Here is a 23,031-nt window from a genome sequence, read left to right as displayed (position 1 = left end):
CCCCAGCGCCCAGGTACTCACCGCCAAACCCAACGGCAACGGCAACAACTTCGGCGTCACCATCCAGACCAACGGCAACTGGACCTGGCCCACCGTCTCCTGCACCACAGGCTGACCCCCGCACACACCGAGACCGGAGGAGCACGCCGTATGTCCAACGGACCACTTCCCGCGTTACGTTCCCTGACGGCCGCACTGGCCGTCGTCGCCACGGCCGCCGCGGGCACCCTCGCCCTCTCGGCCGGCCCGTCCCGGGCGGCCGCCTGCAACGGCTACGTCGGACTCACCTTCGACGACGGCCCGTCCGGCAGCACGCCGAGCCTGCTGAACGCGCTCCGGCAGAACGGGCTGCGGGCCACCATGTTCAACGAGGGCCAGTACGCCGCGGCCAACCCCGCCCAGGTACGGGCCCAGGTCGACGCCGGCATGTGGGTGGGCAACCACAGCTACACCCATCCGCATCTGACCCAGCAGAGCCAGGCGCAGATGGACTCAGAGATCTCCCGGACCCAGCAGGCCATCTCCGCCGCCGGCGGCGGCACGCCCCGGCTGTTCCGGCCGCCCTACGGAGAGACCAACGCGACGTTGAAGTCGGTGGAGGCCAAGTACGGACTCACCGAGATCATCTGGGACGTCGACTCGCAGGACTGGAACGGCGCGAGCACCGACGCGATCGTGCAGGCCGCCGGACGGCTGACCAACGGTCAGATCATCCTCATGCACGACTGGCCGGCCAACACGGTCGCGGCGATCCCGCGCATCGCACAGGGGCTGGCCGCCCGCGGTCTGTGCGCCGGAATGATCTCTCCGCAGACGGGGCGCGCCGTGGCCCCCGACGGCAGCGGCGGTGGCGGTGGCGGGAACAGCGGCTGCGCCGCGACGCTCTCCGCGGGACAGCAGTGGAGCGACCGCTACAACCTCAACGTCGCGGTCACCGGCGCCACCAACTGGACCGTCACCATGAACGTCCCCAGCCCCGCGAAGATCCTCTCCACCTGGAACATCACCGCCACCTACCCCAGCGCCCAGGTACTCACCGCCAAACCCAACGGCAACGGCAACAACTTCGGCGTCACCATCCAGACCAACGGCAACTGGACCTGGCCCACCGTCTCCTGCACCACAGGCTGACCCCCGCACACATCCGCAAGGAGCAGCGCCCCGGTGGCGCGGTGGTTTCGGGCCGCCGCGCCACCCCGAATGCCGAAATTCGTCACATCGAGCTATAGAAGCGCGCCAATCGCGTCCGAGTGGTGCAACACCTGAGACAGTCGTAGCGTCGATACAGATACCGACGGGGCGTCGATTCGGATCCCGGCGGGACACGGCAGGCAACACGCGGCGGGGAGCACGACATGCGCGGACACAAGTGGAGGACTGCGGTCACGCTCTGGGCGGCCGCAACGCTCGTCACAGCTTTGGGAACGACTTCCGCAGCTCCCGCCGCGGCGACCTCCGACAGCCACCCGGCGGGTCCGGCGGCCAGGGCATCCGTCCTACCCGTACTGCTCGGCTGCCTTTCGGACCCGGAGGTGCGCCCCAGTGAGTTCATCCTCGCCTGCGGCGACGGCAACAGCCGTCTGGCCGCCCTGCACTGGTCAAGCTGGGACGCCAACGACGCGGTGGCCACGGGATACAACGCGGTCAACGACTGCAAGCCGTTCTGCGCGGCGGGAAAGTTCCACTCGTATCCCGTCATCGTGGTGCTGGAGCATCCGCACACGTGGAAGCAGAACCCCCGCGTCCTCCAGTTCACCCAGATGAACCTCGTCTTCCCCGGCGACAGGCCGGAGGGCTACGACCGGGTGGTCAACATCCCGCTGTGGAACTAGCGCCACGGCACCAGGGCCCGGCCGGGTCTCGCGCTCAGCGTCGGGCAGCACCGGCCTGGGTCCTGCGCGCGTTGTTGTAGATGCGCAGGAGGTGCTTGGACACGGGGCACGGCGTGGTGTCGACGTAGCACTGCCGGCAGGTCGCGGTGTGCTGCTCGTAGTTGACGCGCGCCTGATCCACGACGTCACTCTGCGTAGTCATGCGATTTCTCCGAATGAGGGTGATGCCCCTTTAAGGGCGCCGGTTGGCCGGATGACACATCCGAGCGACAAGATCATCATGTTACTGGGAGTAGCGGAAAGTCGGATTCGGGCCACACCGGCCACCCCCTGCCGGGAGCGCCGCACGCGGCTCGCGGGACGGGGCGAGGGTCGGCCCTGTCGGACTACTGAAGAACCGTGACAGACCCATGCATTCCGTAGCAGGGCCAGAAGGGGACGCGCGCGGGCGCGGGAGCGCGCGGGCCGCGCGGGAGAGGCAGGTCACATTGCGGCAGAGGGCAAGGTCACAGCCGTGCCCACTGCTGCTCGCTTGTTGATCTGGCCTAGCATCCGAACATGACGGTCCTGCCTGACGACGGGCTCCCACTGGCCGCCGAGTTCCCTGACGCGACGCATGAGCAGTGGCAACGCCTGGTGGCGGGTGTCCTGCGAAAGTCGGGCAAGGAGGTCTCGGGCGACGAAGCCGAGGACGCCCTGTCCACCGCCCTCGAGGACGGGTTGCTCACCCGACCCCTCTACACCGCGCGCGAAGCCGCGCCGGATCCCGGTTTCCCGGGATTCGCGCCGTTCGTGCGCGGGGCCCGAGCCGAAGGGAACACCACCGGCGGCTGGGACGTACGCCAGCGGCACACGACGGCGGACAACTCCGCCGTCCTCACCGACCTGGAGAACGGCGTCACCTCGCTGTGGCTCGTCGTCGGCGACGGCGGCATCCCCGTGGAGTCGCTCGACACGGCGCTCGAAGGGGTCCTCCTCGACCTGGCGCCGGTCGCCCTCGACGCGGGCAGCTCGGTCGAGCCCGCCGCCCGCGAGCTGCTGCGCCTGTACGACGAACGCGGCGTCGCCAAGGAGGCGGCGCGCGGCACCCTGGGCGCCGACCCGCTCGGGCACGAGGCCCGCACCGGCGAGGAACTCGCGCTGCCCGGCGTGACCGCACTCGCCCGGCTGTGCGCCGAGGAGTACCCGGGGCTGCGGGCGCTGACCGTGGACGCACTGCCGTACCACGAGGCCGGCGGCTCGGCCGCGCAGGAGCTCGGCTGCTCGCTGGCCACCGGTGTCGCGTATCTGCGTGCGCTGACCGAGGCCGGACTGAGCATCGAACAGGCCTGCGCACAGCTGGAGTTCCGCTACGCGGCCACCGCCGACCAGTTCCTGACCATCGCCAAGCTGCGGGCCGCCCGCCGGCTGTGGGCGCGGGTCGCCGAGGTGTGCGGCGCGCCGGGCGCGGGCGCCCAGGTGCAGCACGCCGTGTCGTCGCCGGTGATGATGTCGCGCCGCGACCCGTGGGTGAACATGCTGCGCACCACGGTCGCCACGCTCGCCGCGGGCGTCGGCGGCGCCGACTCCGTGACCGTGCTGCCCTTCGACGACTCGCTCGGGCTGCCGGACGCGTTCGCCCGGCGCATCGCCCGCAACACGTCCACCATCCTGGTCGAGGAGTCACACCTGGCCCGGGTCATCGACCCGGCGGGTGGCTCCTGGTACGTGGAGCGGCTGACGGACGAACTCGCCCACGCGGGCTGGGAGTTCTTCCAGTGGATCGAGGGCCTGGGCGGCCAGGCGGCCGTCCTGCGCTCCGGGCGGCTGCCCGAGGAGCTCGCCGCCACCTGGGCGGACCGCAGCGCCCGGCTCGCCAAGCGCCGTGAACCGATCACCGGTGTCAGCGAGTTCCCGCATCTCGCCGAGCGCCCGGTGGAGCGTCGGCCGGCGCCCGAGCGGCCGTCCGGCGGCCTGCCGCGGGTGCGGCGCGACGAGGCGTACGAGGAGCTGCGCGCCCGCTCCGACGCCCATCTCGCCGCCACCGGCTCCCGTCCGCGGGTCTTCCTCGCCGCGATCGGGCCCGCCGCGGCCCACACCGCGCGCACGACGTTCGCGGCCAACCTCTTCCAGGCGGGCGGCATCGAGCCCGTCACCGAGGGGAGCTTCGCGGACAGCGGCGCCACCGAGGTCTGCCTCTGCTCCAGCGACGCGCTGTACGGGGAGCAGGCGGCGGCCGTGGCCGAGGAGCTCAGGTCCGCGGGTGCCTCGCAGGTGTTCCTCGCCGGTCGCCCCGGGCAGTACCCGGGTGTCGACTCGTACGTCTTCGCGGGCTGCGACGCCGTGGCCGTGCTGTCCGCGACCCTCGACCGCATGGGAGTGTCCTGATGGGAATCCCCGACTTCTCCGGGATCGAACTGGGCAGCCCGACTGTCGACGGCGGCGCCGAGGCCTGGGACGAAGCCCTCAAGACCGCCGCCGGCGGGGACGACCTGCTGTGGGAGACCCCGGAGGGCATCGGCGTCAAGCCGCTGTACACCGGGCGTGACCTGGAGGGCCTGGACTTCCTGGGGACGTATCCGGGCATGGCTCCGTATCTGCGCGGGCCGTACCCGACGATGTACGTCAACCAGCCCTGGACCATCCGCCAGTACGCGGGCTTCTCCACCGCGGAGGAGTCCAACGCCTTCTACCGGCGCAACCTGGCGGCCGGCCAGAAGGGCCTGTCGGTCGCCTTCGACCTGCCCACCCACCGCGGCTACGACAGCGACCACCCGCGGGTGACCGGTGACGTCGGCATGGCGGGCGTGGCCATCGACTCGATCTACGACATGCGCCAGCTGTTCGACGGCATCCCACTGGACAAGATGTCCGTGTCGATGACGATGAACGGCGCCGTGCTGCCGATCCTCGCGCTGTACATCGTGGCGGCCGAGGAGCAGGGAGTGCCGGCGGAGAAGCTGGCGGGGACCATCCAGAACGACATCCTCAAGGAGTTCATGGTCCGCAACACCTACATCTACCCGCCGAAGCCGTCGATGCGGATCATCTCCGACATCTTCGCCTTCACCTCGCAGCGGATGCCGCGCTACAACTCCATCTCCATCTCCGGGTATCACATCCAGGAGGCGGGCGCGACGGCCGACCTGGAGCTCGCCTACACCCTCGCGGACGGCGTGGAGTACATCCGCGCCGGGCGGGAGGCGGGCCTGGACGTGGACGCGTTCGCGCCGCGGCTGTCCTTCTTCTGGGCGATCGGCATGAACTTCTTCATGGAGATCGCCAAGTTGCGCGCGGCCCGGCTGCTGTGGGCCAAGCTGGTGCGGCAGTTCGACCCGCAGAACCCCAAGTCGCTTTCCCTGCGCACCCATTCGCAGACCTCCGGCTGGTCGCTGACCGCGCAGGACGTGTTCAACAACGTCACGCGCACCTGCGTCGAGGCGATGGCGGCAACCCAGGGGCACACCCAGTCGCTGCACACCAACGCGCTCGACGAGGCGCTCGCGCTGCCCACCGACTTCTCGGCGCGCATCGCCCGCAACACCCAGCTGCTGATCCAGCAGGAGTCCGGCACGACCCGGGCGATCGACCCGTGGGGCGGCAGCGCGTACGTCGAGAAGCTGACGTACGACCTCGCCCGCCGGGCCTGGCAGCACATCCAGGAGGTCGAGCAGGCGGGCGGCATGGCGCAGGCCATCGACGCGGGCATCCCGAAACTGCGCGTGGAGGAGGCCGCGGCCCGCACCCAGGCCCGGATCGACTCCGGCCGACAGCCGGTGATCGGCGTCAACAAGTACCGGGTGGACAGCGACGAGCAGATCGAGGTCCTGAAGGTCGACAACTCCTCGGTGCGCGCGCAGCAGATCGAGAAGCTGCGGCGGCTGCGGGCGGAGCGGGACGAGACCGTGTGCCGGGACGCGCTGGACGCGCTGACCCGGGCCGCCGACGGCGACGGCAACCTGCTGGAGCTGGCGGTGCGCGCGGCGCGCGCCAAGGCCACCGTGGGCGAGATCTCGGACGCCCTGGAGAAGGTGTACGGGCGGCACTCGAGCCAGATCCGTACGATCTCCGGCGTGTACCGCAACGAAGCAGGCGAGTCCCCGTCGGTGGACCGCACCCGGGCCCTGGTGGACACCTTCGAGGAGTCCGAGGGCCGCCGTCCGCGCATCCTGGTGGCCAAGATGGGCCAGGACGGGCACGACCGCGGCCAGAAGGTGATCGCCACCGCGTTCGCCGACCTCGGCTTCGACGTGGACGTCGGCCCGCTGTTCCAGACCCCGGCCGAGGTGGCCCGGCAGGCCGTCGAGGCGGACGTGCACATCGTCGGGGTGTCGTCGCTGGCCGCCGGGCACCTCACCCTCGTACCGGCGCTGAAGGAGGAGCTGGCCGCGGAGGGGCGCGAGGACATCATGATCGTGGTCGGCGGGGTGATTCCGCCGCAGGACGTCCCGACGCTGCTGGAGATGGGCGCGGCGGCGGTGTTCCCGCCCGGGACGGTGATCCCGGACGCGGCGTACGACCTGGTGCAGCGGCTGGCCGCCGATCTCGGGCACGGCCACTGAACCCATGGCGATCGACCTCGACACCTATGTGAAGGGTGTGCTCGACGGGAAGCGTGCGATCGTCGCGCGCGCCATCACGCTCGTCGAGTCCACCCGGCCGCAGCACCGGTCGCTGGCGCAGGAGTTGCTGACCGCGCTGCTGCCGCACAGCGGCCGGGCACGGCGGATCGGCGTCAGCGGTGTGCCGGGCGTGGGCAAGTCCACGTTCATCGACGCGTTCGGCACCCTGCTGACCTCGCTCGGGCACCGGGTCGCGGTGCTCGCCGTCGATCCGTCCTCCACCCGGACGGGCGGTTCGATCCTGGGCGACAAGACCCGGATGGAACGCCTGGCCGTGGACCCGGCGGCCTTCGTCCGCCCCTCCCCCACGGCCGGGACGCTCGGCGGGGTCGCCAAGGCCACACGCGAGTCGATCGTGGTGATGGAGGCGGCGGGCTACGACGTCGTGCTGGTGGAGACGGTCGGCGTGGGCCAGTCCGAGACGGCCGTCGCCAACATGGTCGACTCCTTCCTGCTGCTCACGCTGGCGCGCACCGGCGACCAGCTCCAGGGCATCAAGAAGGGCGTGCTGGAGCTGGCCGACGTGATCGCCGTGAACAAGGCGGACGGTCCGCACCAGCGCGACGCCCAGGCGGCCGCGCGGGAGTTGGCGGGCGCGCTGCGGCTGATGCACGGCAGGGACGCGGTCTGGGCGCCGCCGGTGCTCAGTTGCAGCGCGCGGGAGTCGACCGGTCTGGAGACCGTCTGGGAGCGCCTGGAGCAGCACCGCACGCTGCTCGACTCGACCGGGCGGCTGGCCGCGAAGCGCCGGGACCAGCAGGTCGACTGGACCTGGTCGATGGTCCGGGACGAACTGCTGGGCCGGCTGCACGCCGACCCGGCCGTGCGCGAACTGGCGCCTGCGCTGGAACAACAGGTCAGGGACGGGGAGTTGACGGCCACGCTGGCCGCCGAACACCTGCTCAAGGCGTTCGGCGGCCAGTCCTAGGGCCGTGCCGCGGGGCCCGCGAGGGCTCGTGCCGCACGAGCCCGAGGGGCCGGCCCGCGGGCGGGACGGCTCAGGTCGCGGTGGCTGCCGCCGCCGCGCGTCCCGCCTGCCGGCCGGAGAACAGACAGCCGCCCAGGAAGGTGCCTTCCAGGGAGCGGTAGCCGTGCACTCCGCCGCCGCCGAAGCCGGCGACCTCTCCGGCCGCGTACAGACCGGGGACGGGGGACCCGGTCTGGTCGAGGACGCGGCCGGAGAGGTCGGTCTGGAGGCCGCCGAGGGTCTTGCGGGTGAGGATGTTGAGGCGCACCGCGATCAGCGGTCCTGCGCTGCTGTCCAGGATCTTGTGGATCGGGGCGGTACGGCTCAGCGAGTCGCCCGGGTAGTTGAGCGCGTTGCGGATGCCCATCACCTGAAGGTCCTTGGTGTAGGGATTGTCGATCTCCCGGTCCCGGGCGTCGATCTGCCGTTTGAGGTCGGCCAGGTCGATGAGACCGTCCCCGGTCAGCTTGTTCATCCCGGCGACGAGTTCGGGCAGCGTCGAGGCGACCACGAAGTCGACCCCGTTGTTCTTGAACTTCTCGATCGGCTCCGGGGTCTGCCAGATCCGGGACAGCAGTTGGAGGATGTTCTTGTTGGTGAGGTCCGGGTTCTGCTCGGAGCCGGAGAGCGCGAACTCCTTGGCGATGATCTTCTGGGTGGTGACGAACCAGGAGTAGTCGTAGCCCGAGCCGGTGATCGACTTGAGGGTGTGCAGGGTGTCGTACCCGGGGATGTCGGGGGCGTTGAAGCGCTTGCCGGTGGCGTCGAACCACATCGAGGACGGGCCGGGCAGGATGCGGATGCCGTGGTCGGGCCAGATCGGCGCGTAGTTCCTCAGCCCCTCGGTGTAGTGCCACATCCGGTCGGGGTTGACGATCCGGCCGCCCGCCGCCTGGGTGATCGCGAGCATCCGGCCGTCGACGTGCGCGGGCACTCCCGTGATCATGGTCTTCGGCGGGGTGCCCAGCCGGGCCGGCCAGTTCTGCCGGACCAGGTCGTGGTTGGCGCCGATGCCGCCGGAGGTCACGACCACCACCGGGGCGTGCAGTTCGAAGTCGCCCACGACGGTACGGGAGCTGGGCTTGCCCCGGGCCGCGCTGCTCGGTTCCAGGATCGCGCCGCGTACGCCGGTGACCGCGCCGCCCGTGGTGACGATGCCGTCGACCCGGTACCGGAACCGGAAGGAGACCTTGCCGGCGGCCACCGCGGCCCGCACCTTCTTCTCGAACGGCTCGACCACCGCGGGCCCGGTGCCCCAGGTGACATGGAAGCGCGGCACCGAGTTGCCGTGGCCGTCCGCGAGGCCGCCGCCCCGCTCCGCCCAGCCGACGATCGGGAACCACTGCACACCGAGGCCGGACAGCCAGGACCGCTTCTCGCCGGACGCGAAGTCCACATATGCCTGGGCCCACTTGTAGGCCCAGTAGTCCTGGCCCGCCGGGTCGCCGACGCCCCGGTCGAAGCCGGCCGCGCCGAGCCAGTCCTGCCAGGCCAGGTCGTGCGAGTCCTTGACGCCCATGAGCCGCTGCTCGTCGGAGTCGACGAAGAACAGACCGCCGAACGACCAGAACGCCTGCCCGCCGAGCGAGGCCTCCGGTTCCTGGTCGAGGAGGAGCACCCGGCGCCCCGCGGCGGCCAGTTCGGCGGTGGCGACGAGTCCCGCGAGGCCGTGGCCGACGACGATCGCGTCCGCGTCCTGGGACGCCGCGGCGGCGGGGAAGGCGGCGACCGTCTGGGCGAGGGCCGCCGAGGCGAGCACCCCGCCGGTCGCGGTCAGGGCGCGGCGGCGGGTGATCCCGGTGGGGGCTGCGGGGTTCTCCATGGACTGCCTTCCGAGGAGGGACGGACGGGCGGTACGAGGGGGACGGCGGGGTACGGAAGAGTGCGCGGCGGGTAGGAGGACACGACGGGACGGCCGGTCGCACGACCGGCCGCACGATCGGGGTCGAAGGAGCGGGAGTTCGCGGGGGTGCACAGGTTGTTCCCGCGAGAAACACACTGTTACCGTCGGTAGCCCACAGGAAACCAGCTCGTCACGACAGCGCGGTAGTGGCCGGGCGTCAACGTGACCACCATGTCGTTGTGGCCCGGCGACAGCGGCCGGACGGGAGGGGGCCCATGACCGTCGTCCACGGACCCGAGCCGGTCGCCGCGATCCTGCGGGCCATGGCCGCCGACACGGATGTGTGCGGCGAGCTGGTCCGCGCGGCCCGCACCCGCTCGCCGGCGCTGGCCCGGCTCGCCGAGGCGGAGACGCGCTCGCACGTCACGGCGATGGTCCGAGCGGCCGGCTCCTGGTTCACCGCGCTGGACCGCGCCGAGGCGGCGCGCGCGCTCGACCCGGCCGGGACGCCCGGCCCGGTCACGGCGAACGAGACGGTCGATGACGTCGGGTCGGTCGGGACATTCGAGGGGGTCGAATCGGTCGAGGCGCAGGACTTCAGCGCGGCCCTGCTGCTGGGCGCGGACCGGGCCGGTCAGGGGGTGCCGGTGACCGCCGTGCTGCGGGGTGTGCAGGCCGCGCTGACGCGGGCGGTGGAGATCACCGTGGACCGCTGCCGTTCGGCGGGCGTCTCGGACGGCACCCTCCTCACGGTGGTGCTGCGGCTGAAGGAGTACGGGGACGCGCTGGAGCGGCACGTCGTGCACGGCTACCGGGCCGCGGAGGGCGCGGCGCCGGACGGGGCCGACGCCTCCCGGGCCAGGCTGCTGCGGCAGTTGCTGGTCGGCGGGATCGTCCCGGACGCCCAGGACCTGGCGCGGGCCGGGGCGCGGCCGAACGCCGAGGGCCTGCTGCACTGCTTCGTCGCCGCCCCGGCCCACCCGCACACGCTCCGGTTCCCGCACGCGGTCACGGCCCGGCTGGACGGACATCTGGCGGGCCTGGGCCCCCGTCCGCCGACGGCCGGGGAATGCCCGCCGGGCGGTCTCGTCGTGGTCGCACCGGCCGCTCCACCGGCCGGACTGAGCGCCCTGTACCGGCTGTGCGTACGCGCCGTGGACCTCGCGGGCCGGCGGGGACGGCACGGGCTGTACGAGCTCACGGACTTCGCCGCCGAGCTTGCGCTGGCCGAACAACCGCTCCTGGGTGCCGAGTTGAGCCGTCGCCTGCTCGGCGCGCTCGACCCCGAGGACGGCTTCCACCGTCAACTGGCCCGCACCGCACTCACGTTCCTCGACTGCGGCCGTCGGCTCGACCAGACCGCAGCGGCCCTGTTCACTCATCCGAACACCGTGCGCTACCGACTCGGCCGGCTTCAGCAGATCACCGGCGGATCGCTGGCCGATCTGCCGCCCGCGGGGGGCTCCGGGCCGGTGCACGCGCTGCACTGGTGGTGGGCGCTCACCACCTGGCTGGGGGCGGACGGGGCACCGCCCGAGCGGCCCTGACCGGACGCCGTCGCCCGCGCCCGCCCCGCCCCGCCCGCGCTCGGCTAGGCTGTCCCGCCGGGATCGAGGGGAGACACATACATGCAGGTCGGGGCAGGGATCAGACGGCACGGGTGGGCGCAGCTCCTGGTGCTGGCGGCGGCGTTGACGGCGTGCGGCCAGGACGCGGAACCGGAGCAGGACGCCAAGCCGTCGGCGCGGACCTCCACTGGCGGGGCCACGGCCGTCGCGAGCGGTGCCACCGTCGGCGCCCCGGGATCGGCCTGCGCGTTGCCCGTCAGCTTCGCCACCGTCCGCGACTGGAAGGCCGAGGCGATCGACAACTCGGTTGCCGACAGTGGGGAGTTCGGCGATCTGGCGCTGCGTCAGGGACCGGTCACGGCCGTGTGCGAGATCGACGCCAAGCCCGCCGGGAACATCGGTTTCCTGCGCGTGTTCACCGGCCCGCCCGGCGACGCCGCCATCCGTTCCGTCCTGGCGGCCTTCGTCGCGGCCGAGGGCAAGGTCGGCGAGGCGAAGTACACCCCGTTCAGGACCGGCGGCCTCGACGGCGTCGAGGTGGAGTACCTCTACTCTAGCGAGTTCCTGGACGAGCCGAAGCAGGAGAGCGCCCTCGCCGTCGCCACGCCCGAGGGTCCGGTCGTCCTGCACCTCGGCGGGCTGGACACCGAGGAGCACCGGGCGATGCTCCCGGCGCTCGAACTCGCCCGGCGCACCCTGCGCGTCGGCTGACACCGGGTAGTCGCGGCCATCCCGGAGCGTGACGCCGGGGTGGCCGCGTGGTGCGCCGCTCGGGATTTTCCGGTCCGGGGTCTTGCCGCCCGGTTGCGTCACCACTTAAATCAAATCCTGAACTAAGGCGCCCCACAAGTGCGTTCAGTGCGTTCAAGTGCGTTCCCCATTTTCATCGCACCCGCAGAAAGCCAATCCATGAGACTCAGACTCAGATCCCTGGGTGTCGCGCTCGCCGCCACGGCAGCGTTGGTCACCCTCCCCGCCCACACCCCGGCGACCGCGGCGGAGACGCCGCTCTCCCAGGGCAAGGCGGTGACATCGTCGTCGGACGAGAACGCCGGCACCCCCGCCGCCTACGCCGTGGACGGCAGCACCGCGACCCGCTGGTCCTCCGGCGCGAGCGACGACCAGTGGCTCCGGGTCGACCTGGGCGCCACGGCCTCGGTCACCCAGATCGTCCTCAACTGGGAGGCGGCCTACGGCAAGGACTACAAGGTCCAGATCTCCGCGGACGGCAGCACCTGGACCGACCTGAAGTCCGTCACCGGCGGCGACGGCGGCACGGACACCCTCGACGTCACCGGCCAGGGCCGCTACGTCCGGATGCTGGGTGTGCACCGGGCGACCCAATGGGGCTACTCGCTCTGGGAGTTCCAGGTCTTCGGCAGCACCGACACCAGCCAGCCCGGCACCTGCTCCACGGCGAACGCGGCGCAGGGCAGGCCCTCCTCCGCCTCCTCGACCGAGAACGCCGGCACTCCCGCATCCGCCGCGTTCGACGGCGACGCCGGCACCCGCTGGTCCAGCCAGGCCGCGGACCCGCAGTGGCTCCAGGTCGACCTCGGCTCGGTGCAGACCCTGTGCAAGGTCGATCTGACCTGGGAGGCCGCCTACGCCAAGGAGTTCCAGCTCCAGGCCTCCACGGACGGCCAGACCTGGACCACCCTCAAGAGCGTGACCGGCGCGACCGGCGGCTCGGCCTCCTACGACGTCAGCGGCTCGGGCCGCTACCTGCGGGTCAACGGGACGGTCCGCGCGACGCCGTACGGCTACTCGCTGTGGGAGGTCGCCGTGCACACCGGCTCCGGGAGCGTCCCGCCCGTCCAGGGCGGCGGCGACCTGGGCCCGAACGTGATCGTCGTGGACCCCTCGACGCCCAACCTCCAGCAGAAGTTCGACCAGGTCTTCGCCCAGCAGGAGTCCAACCAGTTCGGCAGCGGCCGCTACCAGTTCCTGCTCAAGCCGGGGACGTACAACGGCATCAACGCCCAACTCGGCTTCTACACCTCGATCTCCGGACTCGGCCTCAACCCCGACGACACCCAGATCAACGGCGACATCACCGTGGACGCGGGCTGGTTCAACGGCAACGCCACGCAGAACTTCTGGCGTTCGGCGGAGAACCTCGCGCTCAGGCCCGTCAGCGGCGACGACCGGTGGGCCGTCGCGCAGGCCGCGCCGTTCCGCCGCATCCACGTCCAGGGCGGCCTCAACCTCGCCCCGAACGGCTACGGCTGGGCGTCCGGCGGCTACATCGCCGACTCGAAGATCGACGGCACCGTGGGCCCGTACTCGCAGCAGCAGTGGTACACCCGGGACAGCTCGGTCGGCGGCTGGACCAACGGCGTCTGGAACATGACCTTCACCGGTGTCCAGGGCGCCCCGGCCACGAACTTCGACAGCGGCCCGTACACCACGCTGGACAACACCCCGGTCTCGCGGGAGAAGCCGTTCCTGTACCTCGACGGCAGTGACTACAAGGTGTTCGTGCCCGCCAAGCGCACCAACGCGCGCGGGGTGTCCTGGCCGGCCAACGCGGGCGGCACCTCGCTCCCGCTCAGCCAGTTCTACGTCGTCAAGGCCGGCGCGACCGCCGCCACCATCAACGCGGCGCTCGCCCAGGGCCTCAACCTGCTGTTCACGCCGGGCGTCTACCACCTCGACCGCACGATCGAGGTGAACCGCGCCAACACGGTGGTGCTCGGTCTCGGTCTGGCCACCCTGGTGCCCGACAACGGCGTCGACGCGATGCACGTCGCGGACGTCGACGGCGTCCGGCTGGCCGGCTTCCTCATCGACGCCGGCTCGGTCAACTCCGACACCCTGCTCCAGATCGGCCCGGCCGGTTCGAGCGCCGACCACTCCGCCAACCCCACCACCATGCAGGACGTGTTCGTCCGGATCGGCGGGGCGGGCCCCGGGCTGGCCACCAACTCCGTCGTGGTCAACAGCGACGACGCCATCATCGACCACACCTGGCTGTGGCGTGCGGACCACGGGAGCGGCGTCGGCTGGGACACCAACCGGGCCGACTACGGTCTGAAGGTCAACGGCGACGACGTGCTGGCCACCGGCCTGTTCGTCGAGCACTTCAACAAGTACGACGTGCTGTGGAGCGGCGAGCGCGGCCGGACGATCTTCTTCCAGAACGAGAAGGCGTACGACGTGCCGAACGCCGCCGCCGTCACCCACGACGGCATCGTCGGATACGCGGCCTACAAGGTCGCCGACACCGTGAACGAGCACGAGGCCTGGGGGCTGGGCAGCTACTGCAACTTCACGACCGACTCCACGATCGTGCAGGCCCACGGCTTCCAGGTGCCGGTCAAGAGCGGCATCAAGATGCACGACCTGCTGGTGATCTCGCTGGGCGGCAAGGGTCAGTACGCCCACGTGGTCAACAGCACCGGCGCGCCGACGTCGGGGACGGACACGGTTCCGTCGAAGGTCACCCTGTTCCCGTGACCTGCGGTGAGTGACGGGTGAGGGGTACGCCCCGGGACGGTCACGGCCGTCCCGGGGCGTACGCCGTCCGGGTCAACCGGAGGCGAGGGCCTGCACCTTGTCCAGGCCTCCGTTGAACCTGTCGTGGTCGCCGACCGTCGGCCCGGACGACGTGTACTGCCACATCGTGTGGGAGGACCAGCCGGCCGGCAGGGCGCCCACGCTGGAGGCGTACCGGGCGATCCACAGCGGGTTGCTGGCGCCGAAGCCGCTGTAGTCGCCGGTGCACTGGGACCACCAGGAGGTCGCCGTGTAGATCACGGCGTCGCGGCCGGTGCGCTCCTCGTAGGTCTTGAGGAAGTCGCGGATCCAACCGACCATCCCGCTCTTCGACTTGCCGAAGCAGGCGTCGCCGTACGGGTTCCACTCGATGTCCAGCACACCGGGCAGCGTCCTGCCGTCGTCGGACCAGGCGCCGCCGTGGTCGACGAAGTAGTTCGCCTGGCTGACGCCGCTGCTGGTGTCGGGGGTGGCGAAGTGGTAGGCGCCGCGGATCATGCCGACGTTGTAGGCGCCGCTGTACTGCCGGGCGAACGACGGATTCTGGTAGGACGTGCCTTCCGTGGCCTTGGTGTACGCCCATCTGACCCCGCTGTTCCACAGGGTCGACCAGGCGACGTCGCCCTGGTAGCTGGCGACGTCCACCCCCTCGCTCTGCGAGGACTTGGTCTCGACGGGGATGCCGTCCTGGCCGTCATGGGCCACAACTCCCATGCCCATGTAGGCGCCGCCCCGCTCCACCGAGCCGTCGCCCTGCTTGGCCACGGCGGAGGGTTGGACGAGTGAGCACGCGCCGACCAGCAGGCCGGTGACCAACAGTCGGGTGCGGCCGGTCGCCGCGATCGTGGGTATACGCACGGAACCCATCCGAACCGCTGCGGCCCGTGACCGCATCTCGGATACCGCCCGTCGGGGTGGCGGCGGCGCGCCCGGCTCCGAATGGCGGCGGCCGGGTCGCGGGGCCGGTGGGGCGTGCCGACGATGGACGGGACCCTCTCCGCCAGCACCGCCGAGGACACCCCCCATGACCCGTATCCCCTTCGGAGCCGCCTCCGGATCACGCCGACCGGTCACGGCCGTAGCGGCCCTCGCCTGTGCCGTCGTGATCGGCGCCCTCGCCGGCTGTGGCGGCGGTTCCCAGTCCAACACCCCGGCGGGCACCCCGTCCGCTCCGGTCACCGGCTCGTTCTCCGGTCTGCCGCCGTCCGCCCTGGCGTCCGCGGCCTCGTCCGCCGTCGCCTCCGCCAAGGCCTCCGCGTCCGCGGCCGTCTCCTCCGCCGCCGCCCGCGCCTCGGAGTTCGAGGCCTCGGTGGACGCGGACACCGCCCGGGCGAGCGAGACCGCGAAGAAGGCCCTGGCGAACGTCCAGGGCAGCGGGAACGCCACCTCCGAGGTCGCCATGAGCGGGTTCCCCAAGGCGCAGACCGGGGGCGTGCTGGCGGTGCTGGTCCGCATCACCAACAAGACCAATGCGAAGGCCTCGTACGCGGTACAGGTCGATTTCGTGGACAAGGACGGCAAGGTGGTGGAGACCCGGTACGTCGGCGCGGAGAACCTGGCGCCCGGCGCGAGCAAGGAGCCGATCGCGTTCAGCAGGCAGTCCGTCAGCATGGACGTGACCGCCAAGCTCGCCAAGGCGCAGCGCTACTGACGCCCGCCGGAAAACCAGGTGATCCGCGCACGGCCCCTTCCCTAACGTGAGGGCATGGACACGACGAACTCCGACGGGCTGCTGAACGTGATCGACCTGGAGGCGACCTGCTGGGACGGACAGCCGCCGCCCGGGGCGGTGAGCGAGGTCATCGAGATCGGACTCACCGTGGTCGACCTGCGCGCCCGGGAGCGCACACAGCGGCACCGGATCGTGGTGCGGCCCGTACGGTCCACGGTCTCGGCGTTCTGCACCGAGCTGACGGGACTCACCCAGGCCGAGGTCGACCGCGGGGTCGGCTTCGCCGAGGCGTGCCGGACGCTGTCCGAGCGGTACGCGGCGGGCGTGCGGCCGTGGGCGAGCTGGGGCGACTACGACCGGCGCCAGTTCACCCGGCAGTGCCGGGCGCAGGGCGTGGCGTATCCCTTCGGCCACCCCGCCGAACGCACGCACACCAACGCCAAAGCCGTCTTCGCCGATGCCTACGGGCTGCGCGGGCGCCCGGGCATGGCGCAGGCGCTGCGCCTGGCCGGGCTGCCGTTGGAGGGTCGGCACCACCGGGGCGAGGACGACGCCTGGAACATCGGCGCGCTCGTGCTCGACCTGGTGGCGCGGGGTGCCTGGCCGGTCCCGGCGCCGGGGTCGGCGCCGGGATCCGGGTGACCGGTCAGCGGGTGTCGGTCGTCCGGCCCAGATAGGTCAGCGGACCCGGGTCCGGCACCGGGATCTCGTGGAAGCCCAGCCGGTCGTAGAAGGCGCGGGCGTCGGTGTTGGCCGTGACCATGCCGAGGTGGACGGCCGGGACACCCCTGTCGTGCAGGGCGTCGAACAGGGTGTGCATCAACTGCCGCCCGTATCCCCGTCGTTGGAACTCGGGGAGCAGATCGATGTGCAGATGGGCCGGGTATTCCTTGAGTTCGGAGAGCACCATCCGCTCGGGCCGGTGCAGCAGGTCGATCATCTCTTCCGTCGGCGTCGTGGCCGGTCCGGTCCGCGGCGGGTACCGGTCGGCGACGCGCGGTATCCAGCGGTCGCGGACGTCCAGGGCGAACCGCTCGGTGTCGGCGGTGCCGACGACGTATCCGCCGACGCCGCCGCGCCCGTCGTCGAGGATGAACGCGAGCCCGGGTTCGAGATGGCAGTAGGGGGCGGCGAACAGGGTCGACATCAGCCGCTCGTCGGGATAGATGTGCCGGGAGTCGCCGCCGAGGTCCGCGGTGCGGGCGCACACATCGGCGACACCGTCGTCGTCGGCTGCGCGGTAGGGGCGTATGTACGGCCCGCTCATGAGGTCACCCCGAAGCCCTGCGTCGTGTAGGCGCATTCCGTGTAGATGTAGCCGGGTTCCAGCTTAGCCGTGTCCGAGCCGGCCGAGGCGGTGCTGTCGCTCTTCGGCCGGTGCACGAAGTACGTGGTACCGGCGGGGAGTTGGATGGTGCGCTGCGGATAGTTCCGGCCGCTGTGGCCGCACGGTTCGGCGCCCGACAGGCTGGTGGCGGCGAAGGGGTAGACGGAGCAGCTCCCACAGGCCTTGAGCGTGAAGCTGCCGGTGACCGGGCCCGTGTACAGGACGGTGATCTCGTCGGGGCTGTCGTTCTTGACGGTGACCGAGATGCTGCCGCCGGAGCGGTTCGTCGGGACGTGCTTGCCCGCGGCGGGCAGTGTCTGGGCGACCTCCGCCGCTATGGCGAACTTCTTGGCCAGCGCGGCCTTCCCGGAGCCCCGGTGGCCTGCCGCGTACGTGGTCATGGTGGATTGCGCACCCTCGAAGTCGCCGTCCTTGTACTGGTCGACGCCGCAGGTGTAGGTCCCCGCGTCGGCACTGGAGCGGGCCCGCCGGGCGTCGTTGTCGAGGGCGTCGCCGATGTCGGTCTGCACGACCGACATGGCGTCGATCCTGGTGCCGAGGGTCTTCAACTGCTCGACGGCCGTGCACGGTTCCTTGCCGCCCAGGCCCTTCTCGGTGGTGCCGACGGCGGAGGCGACGGCCGGTTCGACCTTCGCGGCCTGGGCCGAGTCCGGGAAGCCGGTGAGCAGTTCGCCGAACTGGGCCGGCCAGGTGGACTGGCCGGACGCCAGCGCGTCGGAGGCGCACTCGTAGAGCGAGGTGGCCAGGCGGTCGTCGGGCCATGCGGCCAGGTCGCCGAGGTCCGTCCCGGGCAGCGCCTCCGGCACCGTGCGCAGGTACTTCAGCGGGGCCACCGCGTCGCAGTAGCGTCCTGCCGCGTACGGGGCGCCGACCGTGGTGTAGAAGGTCCGCATCCGGGCGGGTACCCGGGCGGCCGCCCGCGAGTCGGGGTGGTGGGCGCGCAGGTCGCCGTAGACGGCCAGTGCCTTGCGGTAGTCGGCCCGGGCGCTCTCGAAGTGTTCTCCGCCGGTCGACTTCACCAGCCGGTCGGCCTCGTCGAGGCGGTCGAGGAGCATCCGCTCGACCGCCTCGTCGCGGGCGCCGTCGTAGAGCACGACGCCGCCGGCCGGTGCCGCGAGCAGCACCAGTCCCAGCGCGAGCGCGAGGGGTGCGCGGGGCGGCCACGTCAGCCGGGTGCGCAGACCCACGACCGCGCCGTGCGCGGCGGCGGCGAGCAGGAACAGAGCGTAGAGGACGAGCGCGGCCCTGGGGACGCCGTCCGGGTCGGCCGGCAGCGCCACGAGCAGCAGTACCGCGGTCGCGGCCCAGCAGACCGCCGCCGGGAGCCATCTTCGGACGAGTACGTAGCCGAGGCCCAGACCGCTGAGGTTGAGGACGGCCACCGCGACCGCGCGGACGCCGTCGGGTGGTGCGGACGGCGCGGGCGGCACGGATGGTGGCGCCGGCGGCATCGGGGGCACCACGTAGTCACCTTGACGCGCGCCGTACCAGTCCCCGGACATGTCGGCTCCCCCTGTCAACTACGCCCGCATGTAAGTGAGTTGTAAGTCTAGGGGCGAAAACGGCGGTTCGACAGGGCCGCCGGGGGCCGCATGACGGCCGAGGTGGCGAGCAGTGCCGCCCCGGCCTATCGATGTCCCCATGAGACAGATGTCTCGGCGGGTCACATGTCCCATTGGGACATCACAGGTGTAGCCTCTCCCCCATGAAGGCAACGGAGCCCATCGACCCGGCCGACGGCGGCACCCCCGAGGACCGTCGCACACGCAAGGCCCGGCAGACCCGCAACGCGCTGGCCGCCGCCGCCCTGGAGCTGATCCTGGAACACGGCCTGGCGACGACCACGGTGGAGGCGATCGCGGAGCGCGCCGATGTCACCCGCCGTACCTTCAGCCGGCACTTCACCGGCAAGGAGGACGCCGCCCTCGACTTCGTCCGCGGCGACGGCGACGCCATCAACGCCGCGTTGCGGGCCCGGCCCGCCGCCGAACCCCCGTTGCTCGCCTACCGCAGGGCGGTGCGGCAGTGGCTCGCCGACGAGGCGAACCCGGCCTGGCATCTGCGTCCCGAGATGCGGCGCCTGCTGGCCCTGGTGGACCGCGAACCCGCTCTGTTCGCCGCCTACGAACGCATCCGGGTCGACGCCCAGGAGGAGTCGGTCCGGATCATCGCCGAGCGGCTCGGCACCGACGACGTCCGGGACGTGCGCCCGGCCGTCGTCGTCGACGCCGCCGCCGGCGTCCTCACCGCCGCGCTGCGCCTGTGGGCGCGTGGCGCGGCCGACCACGACCCGGCCACCGGGGACCTCGCCGCCCTGGTGGAGCGGGCTTACGACGCCCTGACCTCGGCGGCCGCGTCCGCGGCCGCCGAAAGCACTACCGAAGAGTGAGCACAGCATGAGCACCACCCCCGTCACCGACTACGCCACCGAGTTCTCCGGCCGGACCGCGCTCGTCACGGGCGCCGCGTCCGGCATCGGCCTGGCCACCGCCCGCCGACTGGGCGCCGGCGGCGCCAACGTGGTCATCGCCGACTACAACGCCGAGGGCGCCGAGCAGGCCGCCGCCGCACTCGGGGCGGAGGGCGTCAAGGCCGCCGCCGTGGCGCTGGACGTGACCCGGCCCCAGTCCGTCGAGGCGGCCGTCGCGTTCGCCGTCGACACCTTCGGCGGCCTGGAGCTGGCCGTGAACAACGCCGGCATCGGCGGCCCGAGCGCCCCGACGGGCGCGTACGACATCGAGGCGTACGACCGTGTCGTACGCACCAACCTCGACGGCGTCTTCTACTCGATGCGCTACGAGCTCCCGGCCATCGAGGCGGGCGGCAGGGGCGGCGCGATCGTGAACGTCGCCTCCATCCTCGGCTCGGTCGCCTTCGCCGGCTCGGGCGCGTACGTCGCCGCCAAGCACGGCGTGGTCGGGCTGACGAAGACGGCGGCCGCCGAGTACGCCGCGCAGGGCATCCGCGTCAACGCGGTCGGCCCGGGCTTCATCGAGACCCCGCTGCTCAAGGGCATGGACCAGGCGGCCTACGACGGCCTGGTGGGCCTGCACCCGGCCGGCCGCCTCGGCCGCTCCGAGGAGGTCGCCGAGCTGATCGCCTTCCTGCTCTCCGAGCGGGCCTCGTTCGTGGCCGGCAGCTACCACCTCGTCGACGGCGCCTACACGGCCGTCTGAGCAGCACAAGGAGATCCGCCATGAAGGCACTTCAGTACCGCACGATAGGCGCCCCGCCCGAGGTCGTGACCGTACCCGATCCCGAACCCGGCCCCGGCCAGGTGCTGTTGAAGGTCACCGCCGCCGGAGTGTGCCACTCCGACATCGCGGTGATGAGCTGGCCCGCCGAGAACTTCCCCTACGGCCTTCCGCTCACCCTCGGCCACGAGGGCGTGGGTACGGTCGCCGCGCTGGGCGCGGGTGTGACCGGGGTGAAGGAGGGCGACGCCGTCGCGGTCTACGGCCCCCAGGGCTGCGGGACCTGCGCCAAGTGCGCCCAGGGCAAGGAGAACTACTGCCTGCGCGCCGAGGAGCTCGGCATCCGCCCGCCGGGGCTCGGCGCACCGGGCTCGATGGCCGAGTACCTGCTCGTCGACAACCCCCGCCACCTGGTGCCGCTCGACGGCCTCGACCCGGTCGCGGCGGTGCCGCTGACGGACGCGGGCCTGACCCCGTACCACGCGATCAAGCGGTCGCTGCCCAAGCTGGTGCCGGGGTCCACCGCGGTCGTCATCGGCGCCGGCGGTCTCGGACACGTCGCGATCCAGCTGCTGCGCGCGATGACACCGGCCCGGGTGGTCGCCCTGGACGTGAGCGAGGACAAGCTGCGCCTGGCGCGCGAGGTCGGCGCGCACGAGGCGGTGCTCTCGGACCCGAAGGCCGCGGCCACGGTGCGCGAACTCACCGGCGGGGTGGGGGCGGAGGCCGTGTTCGACTTCGTCGGCGCACAGCCCACCGTGACCACGGCCGCCGCCGTCGCCGCCGTCGAGGCCGATGTCACGATCGTCGGCATCGCCGGCGGTTCGCTGCCCGTCGGCTTCGGCACGCTGCCCTTCGAGGTCTCGGTGACCGCACCCTACTGGGGCAGCCGGGGCGAGCTGTTGGAGGTGCTGGCGCTGGCCCGCTCGGGCGCCGTGTCCGTGCACACCGAGACCTTCTCCCTGGACGAGGCACCGCTCGCCTACGAGCGGCTGCACAAGGGGAAGATCAACGGACGTGCGGTGGTCCTGCCGCACGGCTGAACTTCAACTCATAGTCAACACAAGGCAATTCAGACAGTCGGCACAGAACTGAACAGAGGTCGGAGGGTTTTGGACCCAACTGATCCTCGACCGTGCGAGAGCGGTCGATGACAGTGTGTACTGTGCTCCGAGCGCGCCTCGACAGCGGGGCTCGGACCCCCTGCCCCGACCGACCTTCCCTGGAACCGATTCGATGATCGAATTACCGGACCTCGTGACCGGCGGACTCACCGCAGGCACCCTGTCCGCGCTCGCCCTCGGCGGCCTGTTGCTGCGGTCGCGGCGCCAACAGATCAGGCAGCGCCTGGAGATAACCTCCCTGCGCACCCAACTGGACGGCCGTTCCCGCGCGTTCACCGCCGAGGTCGAGCACCTCGCGGCCCGGCGCCTGCCCGCCGCCGCCCGGCAGCCCGCCCACCGGCACATCACGGTCCCCGGCCCGCTCCTGACGCAGACCGCCGGAACCCCGCTGGGCATCGCGCTGGAGAACGTCCTGGACGGGCTGCGCGCCGAACTGCTCGCGCAGCGCACCCGGATCGACGCGGCCGCGCAGGCCGGCATGCGCGGTGCCACCCGGGAGATCCAGGCGGCCCTGTACCGGCTCCAGGATGCTCTACGCGCGCTGCAACAGCGTTACGACGACCCCGAGTTGACGCTGACCCTGTTCCAGCTGGACCACGAGAACGAGCAGTCGCTGCGCCGGGCGCAGATCGCCGCGGTGGTGTGCGGGGCCTGGGTCGGACTGGCCCGCGAGGAGTCGCACCTGGTCGACGCGGTCACCGGCGGCCAGGCACGGGTGCCCGGCTACCACCGGGTAAAGGTCCACAACCATCTCCGGCCCGGCACCGCGCTGGTGTCGCACGCGGTCGAGCCCGCCGCCATCATCGTGGCCGAACTGCTCGACAACGCGCTGCGCCACTCCGCGCCGGACACCGACGTCGTGGTGAACCTGGAGCACGTCCACCATGGAGTGTGCGTCACCGTCGACGACGCCGGTCTGGGCATGACCGAGGACGAACGCGCCCGCGCCCAGCGGCTGGTGGGCGGCCGCGACCCGATCCTGCTGACCGACCTCGGCGACCCGCCCCGCATGGGACTGGCCGCGATCGGCCAGCTGACCCGGCAGTTCGACCTGACCGTGGACGTCTCCTCGCCCTCCCCCTACGGCGGCGTGCGCGCGGTGCTGCGGGTCGACAGCCACCTCCTCAGCCGTATCGACCCGGCCGAACGACCGCCGGCGGCCAGCGCCCCGCGCACCACACGCGTCCCGCAGGGGCCGGACCCGGCCGCCGCCGCACCGGCCCACACCTACGGGACCGACCCGGACGACGACGCCTCGACATCCGGCTCCGGGCACCACACCCCGGAGCACGAGCAGGCCCCGGCCGATCCGCCGGACACCGGCGGGCTGCCCCAACGCCGCCGCCGGCCACGGGTGAGCGCCACCGCCGAGGCCACCCCGCCC

Annotated in this window: 19 protein-coding genes and 1 pseudogene; 15 read left to right on the top strand and 5 right to left on the bottom strand. The window is 71.8% G+C overall.

Features of this window, described 5'->3' with window-relative positions:
• The 3 genes and pseudogenes from FNH09_RS30470 to FNH09_RS48970 all read left to right on the top strand — a co-directional run.
• Positions 1–115: pseudogene (locus tag FNH09_RS30470) on the top strand (glycoside hydrolase family 11 protein); the annotation flags it as partial.
• Positions 116–150: 35 nt separating this feature from the next.
• Complete coding sequence (locus FNH09_RS30465; RefSeq protein ID WP_152893126.1) at positions 151–1,131, top strand: polysaccharide deacetylase family protein; 981 nt, start codon at positions 151–153, stop codon at positions 1,129–1,131.
• Between the two features lie 401 nt (positions 1,132–1,532).
• Complete coding sequence (locus FNH09_RS48970) at positions 1,533–1,832, top strand: hypothetical protein (RefSeq protein ID WP_338017722.1); 300 nt, start codon at positions 1,533–1,535, stop codon at positions 1,830–1,832.
• 34 nt (positions 1,833–1,866) lie between these two features.
• On the opposite strand, the gene FNH09_RS47815 is transcribed toward FNH09_RS48970, so the two are convergent.
• Positions 1,867–2,034 (bottom strand): hypothetical protein, encoded by a 168-nt coding sequence (locus tag FNH09_RS47815; RefSeq protein ID WP_202919782.1) that lies wholly within the window; start codon positions 2,032–2,034, stop codon positions 1,867–1,869.
• Between the two features lie 356 nt (positions 2,035–2,390).
• On the opposite strand from FNH09_RS47815, the gene FNH09_RS30455 reads away from it, so the two are divergent.
• Genes FNH09_RS30455 through meaB form a run of 3 tightly spaced genes read left to right on the top strand, consistent with a single transcriptional unit; the run spans position 2,391 to position 7,361 of the window.
• A complete protein-coding gene (locus tag FNH09_RS30455) occupies positions 2,391–4,199 on the top strand; it encodes a methylmalonyl-CoA mutase subunit beta (protein ID WP_152893124.1) in 1,809 nt (602 codons plus the stop codon).
• Entirely contained in the window at positions 4,199–6,373 is a 2,175-nt protein-coding gene (gene scpA / locus FNH09_RS30450; RefSeq protein WP_152893123.1) for a methylmalonyl-CoA mutase, read from the top strand. The genes FNH09_RS30455 and scpA overlap by 1 nt, the downstream gene beginning before the upstream one ends.
• A gap of 4 nt (positions 6,374–6,377) precedes the next feature.
• Complete coding sequence (gene meaB, locus FNH09_RS30445; protein ID WP_152893122.1) at positions 6,378–7,361, top strand: methylmalonyl Co-A mutase-associated GTPase MeaB; 984 nt, start codon at positions 6,378–6,380, stop codon at positions 7,359–7,361.
• A gap of 70 nt (positions 7,362–7,431) precedes the next feature.
• Here meaB and FNH09_RS30440 read toward each other — a convergent pair whose 3' ends face one another.
• Complete coding sequence (locus tag FNH09_RS30440) at positions 7,432–9,222, bottom strand: FAD-binding dehydrogenase (protein ID WP_152893121.1); 1,791 nt, start codon at positions 9,220–9,222, stop codon at positions 7,432–7,434.
• A 296-nt stretch (positions 9,223–9,518) separates the two neighbouring features.
• Here FNH09_RS30440 and FNH09_RS30435 point away from each other — a divergent pair, with 296 nt between their 5' ends.
• The 3 genes from FNH09_RS30435 (at position 9,519) to FNH09_RS30425 (ending at position 14,270) form a co-directional block, all read left to right on the top strand.
• Positions 9,519–10,790, top strand: coding sequence for a PucR family transcriptional regulator (locus FNH09_RS30435; RefSeq protein ID WP_152893120.1), 1,272 nt, complete (start codon positions 9,519–9,521; stop codon positions 10,788–10,790).
• A gap of 81 nt (positions 10,791–10,871) precedes the next feature.
• Positions 10,872–11,522, top strand: coding sequence for a lipoprotein (locus tag FNH09_RS30430; protein ID WP_152893119.1), 651 nt, complete (start codon positions 10,872–10,874; stop codon positions 11,520–11,522).
• 198 nt (positions 11,523–11,720) lie between these two features.
• Positions 11,721–14,270, top strand: a complete 2,550-nt coding sequence (locus tag FNH09_RS30425; protein WP_152893118.1) for a discoidin domain-containing protein — start codon at positions 11,721–11,723, stop codon at positions 14,268–14,270.
• A 72-nt stretch (positions 14,271–14,342) separates the two neighbouring features.
• Here the strand turns inward: FNH09_RS30425 and FNH09_RS30420 are convergent, their stop codons facing one another.
• Positions 14,343–15,176, bottom strand: coding sequence for a lysozyme (locus FNH09_RS30420; protein ID WP_152893117.1), 834 nt, complete (start codon positions 15,174–15,176; stop codon positions 14,343–14,345).
• Between the two features lie 157 nt (positions 15,177–15,333).
• Between FNH09_RS30420 and FNH09_RS30415 the strand changes: the two genes are divergently transcribed.
• Complete coding sequence (locus FNH09_RS30415) at positions 15,334–15,960, top strand: hypothetical protein (RefSeq protein ID WP_152893116.1); 627 nt, start codon at positions 15,334–15,336, stop codon at positions 15,958–15,960.
• A gap of 54 nt (positions 15,961–16,014) precedes the next feature.
• Positions 16,015–16,623 carry a 3'-5' exonuclease gene (locus tag FNH09_RS30410; protein WP_152893115.1) on the top strand — a complete coding sequence of 203 codons (609 nt, stop codon included), beginning with the start codon at positions 16,015–16,017 and terminating at the stop codon, positions 16,621–16,623.
• A 4-nt stretch (positions 16,624–16,627) separates the two neighbouring features.
• On the opposite strand, the gene FNH09_RS30405 is transcribed toward FNH09_RS30410, so the two are convergent.
• Together FNH09_RS30405 and FNH09_RS30400 are read right to left on the bottom strand one after the other, a co-directional pair.
• Complete coding sequence (locus FNH09_RS30405; RefSeq protein ID WP_152893114.1) at positions 16,628–17,248, bottom strand: GNAT family N-acetyltransferase; 621 nt, start codon at positions 17,246–17,248, stop codon at positions 16,628–16,630.
• Entirely contained in the window at positions 17,245–18,831 is a 1,587-nt protein-coding gene (locus FNH09_RS30400; RefSeq protein WP_202919781.1) for a hypothetical protein, read from the bottom strand. Before FNH09_RS30400 ends, FNH09_RS30405 begins: the two co-directional genes overlap by 4 nt.
• Before the next feature lie 203 nt (positions 18,832–19,034).
• On the opposite strand from FNH09_RS30400, the gene FNH09_RS30395 reads away from it, so the two are divergent.
• From FNH09_RS30395 to FNH09_RS30380, 4 genes are all read left to right on the top strand, one after another.
• On the top strand, positions 19,035–19,718 hold the full coding sequence (locus FNH09_RS30395; protein WP_152893113.1) for a TetR/AcrR family transcriptional regulator: 684 nt from the start codon (positions 19,035–19,037) through the stop codon (positions 19,716–19,718).
• A 7-nt stretch (positions 19,719–19,725) separates the two neighbouring features.
• Positions 19,726–20,505, top strand: a complete 780-nt coding sequence (locus FNH09_RS30390; protein WP_152893112.1) for an SDR family NAD(P)-dependent oxidoreductase — start codon at positions 19,726–19,728, stop codon at positions 20,503–20,505.
• A 20-nt stretch (positions 20,506–20,525) separates the two neighbouring features.
• The gene (locus tag FNH09_RS30385; RefSeq protein WP_152893111.1) at positions 20,526–21,566 is read left to right on the top strand and encodes an NAD(P)-dependent alcohol dehydrogenase; all 1,041 of its coding nucleotides are present in this window, start codon (positions 20,526–20,528) and stop codon (positions 21,564–21,566) included.
• Positions 21,567–21,759: 193 nt separating this feature from the next.
• Positions 21,760–23,031, top strand: a 1,272-nt coding sequence (locus FNH09_RS30380; RefSeq protein ID WP_238427197.1) for an ATP-binding protein, incomplete at its 3' end; no start/stop codon positions are given.

It is taken from the genome of Streptomyces adustus (genome assembly GCF_009377175.1).
Taxonomy (GTDB): Bacteria; Actinomycetota; Actinomycetes; order Streptomycetales; family Streptomycetaceae; genus Streptomyces; species Streptomyces adustus.
The sequence above is the reverse complement of the archived record's forward strand: the minus strand, read 5'-3'. Positions and strand labels throughout refer to the sequence as shown.

What these genes read in the sequence shown, in the direction of transcription:
- FNH09_RS30420 (WP_152893117.1), bottom strand. Translation starts at nt 15,176, where the DNA reads ATGGGTTCCGTGCGTATACCCACGATCGCGGCGACCGGCCGCACCCGA.
- FNH09_RS30415 (WP_152893116.1), top strand. Translation starts at nt 15,334, where the DNA reads ATGACCCGTATCCCCTTCGGAGCCGCCTCCGGATCACGCCGACCGGTC.
- FNH09_RS30400 (WP_202919781.1), bottom strand. Translation starts at nt 18,831, where the DNA reads ATGTCCGGGGACTGGTACGGCGCGCGTCAAGGTGACTACGTGGTGCCC.
- FNH09_RS30465 (WP_152893126.1), top strand. Translation starts at nt 151, where the DNA reads ATGTCCAACGGACCACTTCCCGCGTTACGTTCCCTGACGGCCGCACTG.
- FNH09_RS30385 (WP_152893111.1), top strand. Translation starts at nt 20,526, where the DNA reads ATGAAGGCACTTCAGTACCGCACGATAGGCGCCCCGCCCGAGGTCGTG.
- FNH09_RS47815 (WP_202919782.1), bottom strand. Translation starts at nt 2,034, where the DNA reads ATGACTACGCAGAGTGACGTCGTGGATCAGGCGCGCGTCAACTACGAG.
- FNH09_RS30440 (WP_152893121.1), bottom strand. Translation starts at nt 9,222, where the DNA reads ATGGAGAACCCCGCAGCCCCCACCGGGATCACCCGCCGCCGCGCCCTG.
- meaB (WP_152893122.1), top strand. Translation starts at nt 6,378, where the DNA reads ATGGCGATCGACCTCGACACCTATGTGAAGGGTGTGCTCGACGGGAAG.
- FNH09_RS30390 (WP_152893112.1), top strand. Translation starts at nt 19,726, where the DNA reads ATGAGCACCACCCCCGTCACCGACTACGCCACCGAGTTCTCCGGCCGG.
- FNH09_RS30410 (WP_152893115.1), top strand. Translation starts at nt 16,015, where the DNA reads ATGGACACGACGAACTCCGACGGGCTGCTGAACGTGATCGACCTGGAG.
- FNH09_RS30430 (WP_152893119.1), top strand. Translation starts at nt 10,872, where the DNA reads ATGCAGGTCGGGGCAGGGATCAGACGGCACGGGTGGGCGCAGCTCCTG.
- scpA (WP_152893123.1), top strand. Translation starts at nt 4,199, where the DNA reads ATGGGAATCCCCGACTTCTCCGGGATCGAACTGGGCAGCCCGACTGTC.
- FNH09_RS30395 (WP_152893113.1), top strand. Translation starts at nt 19,035, where the DNA reads ATGAAGGCAACGGAGCCCATCGACCCGGCCGACGGCGGCACCCCCGAG.
- FNH09_RS30455 (WP_152893124.1), top strand. Translation starts at nt 2,391, where the DNA reads ATGACGGTCCTGCCTGACGACGGGCTCCCACTGGCCGCCGAGTTCCCT.
- FNH09_RS30425 (WP_152893118.1), top strand. Translation starts at nt 11,721, where the DNA reads ATGAGACTCAGACTCAGATCCCTGGGTGTCGCGCTCGCCGCCACGGCA.
- FNH09_RS30405 (WP_152893114.1), bottom strand. Translation starts at nt 17,248, where the DNA reads ATGAGCGGGCCGTACATACGCCCCTACCGCGCAGCCGACGACGACGGT.
- FNH09_RS30435 (WP_152893120.1), top strand. Translation starts at nt 9,519, where the DNA reads ATGACCGTCGTCCACGGACCCGAGCCGGTCGCCGCGATCCTGCGGGCC.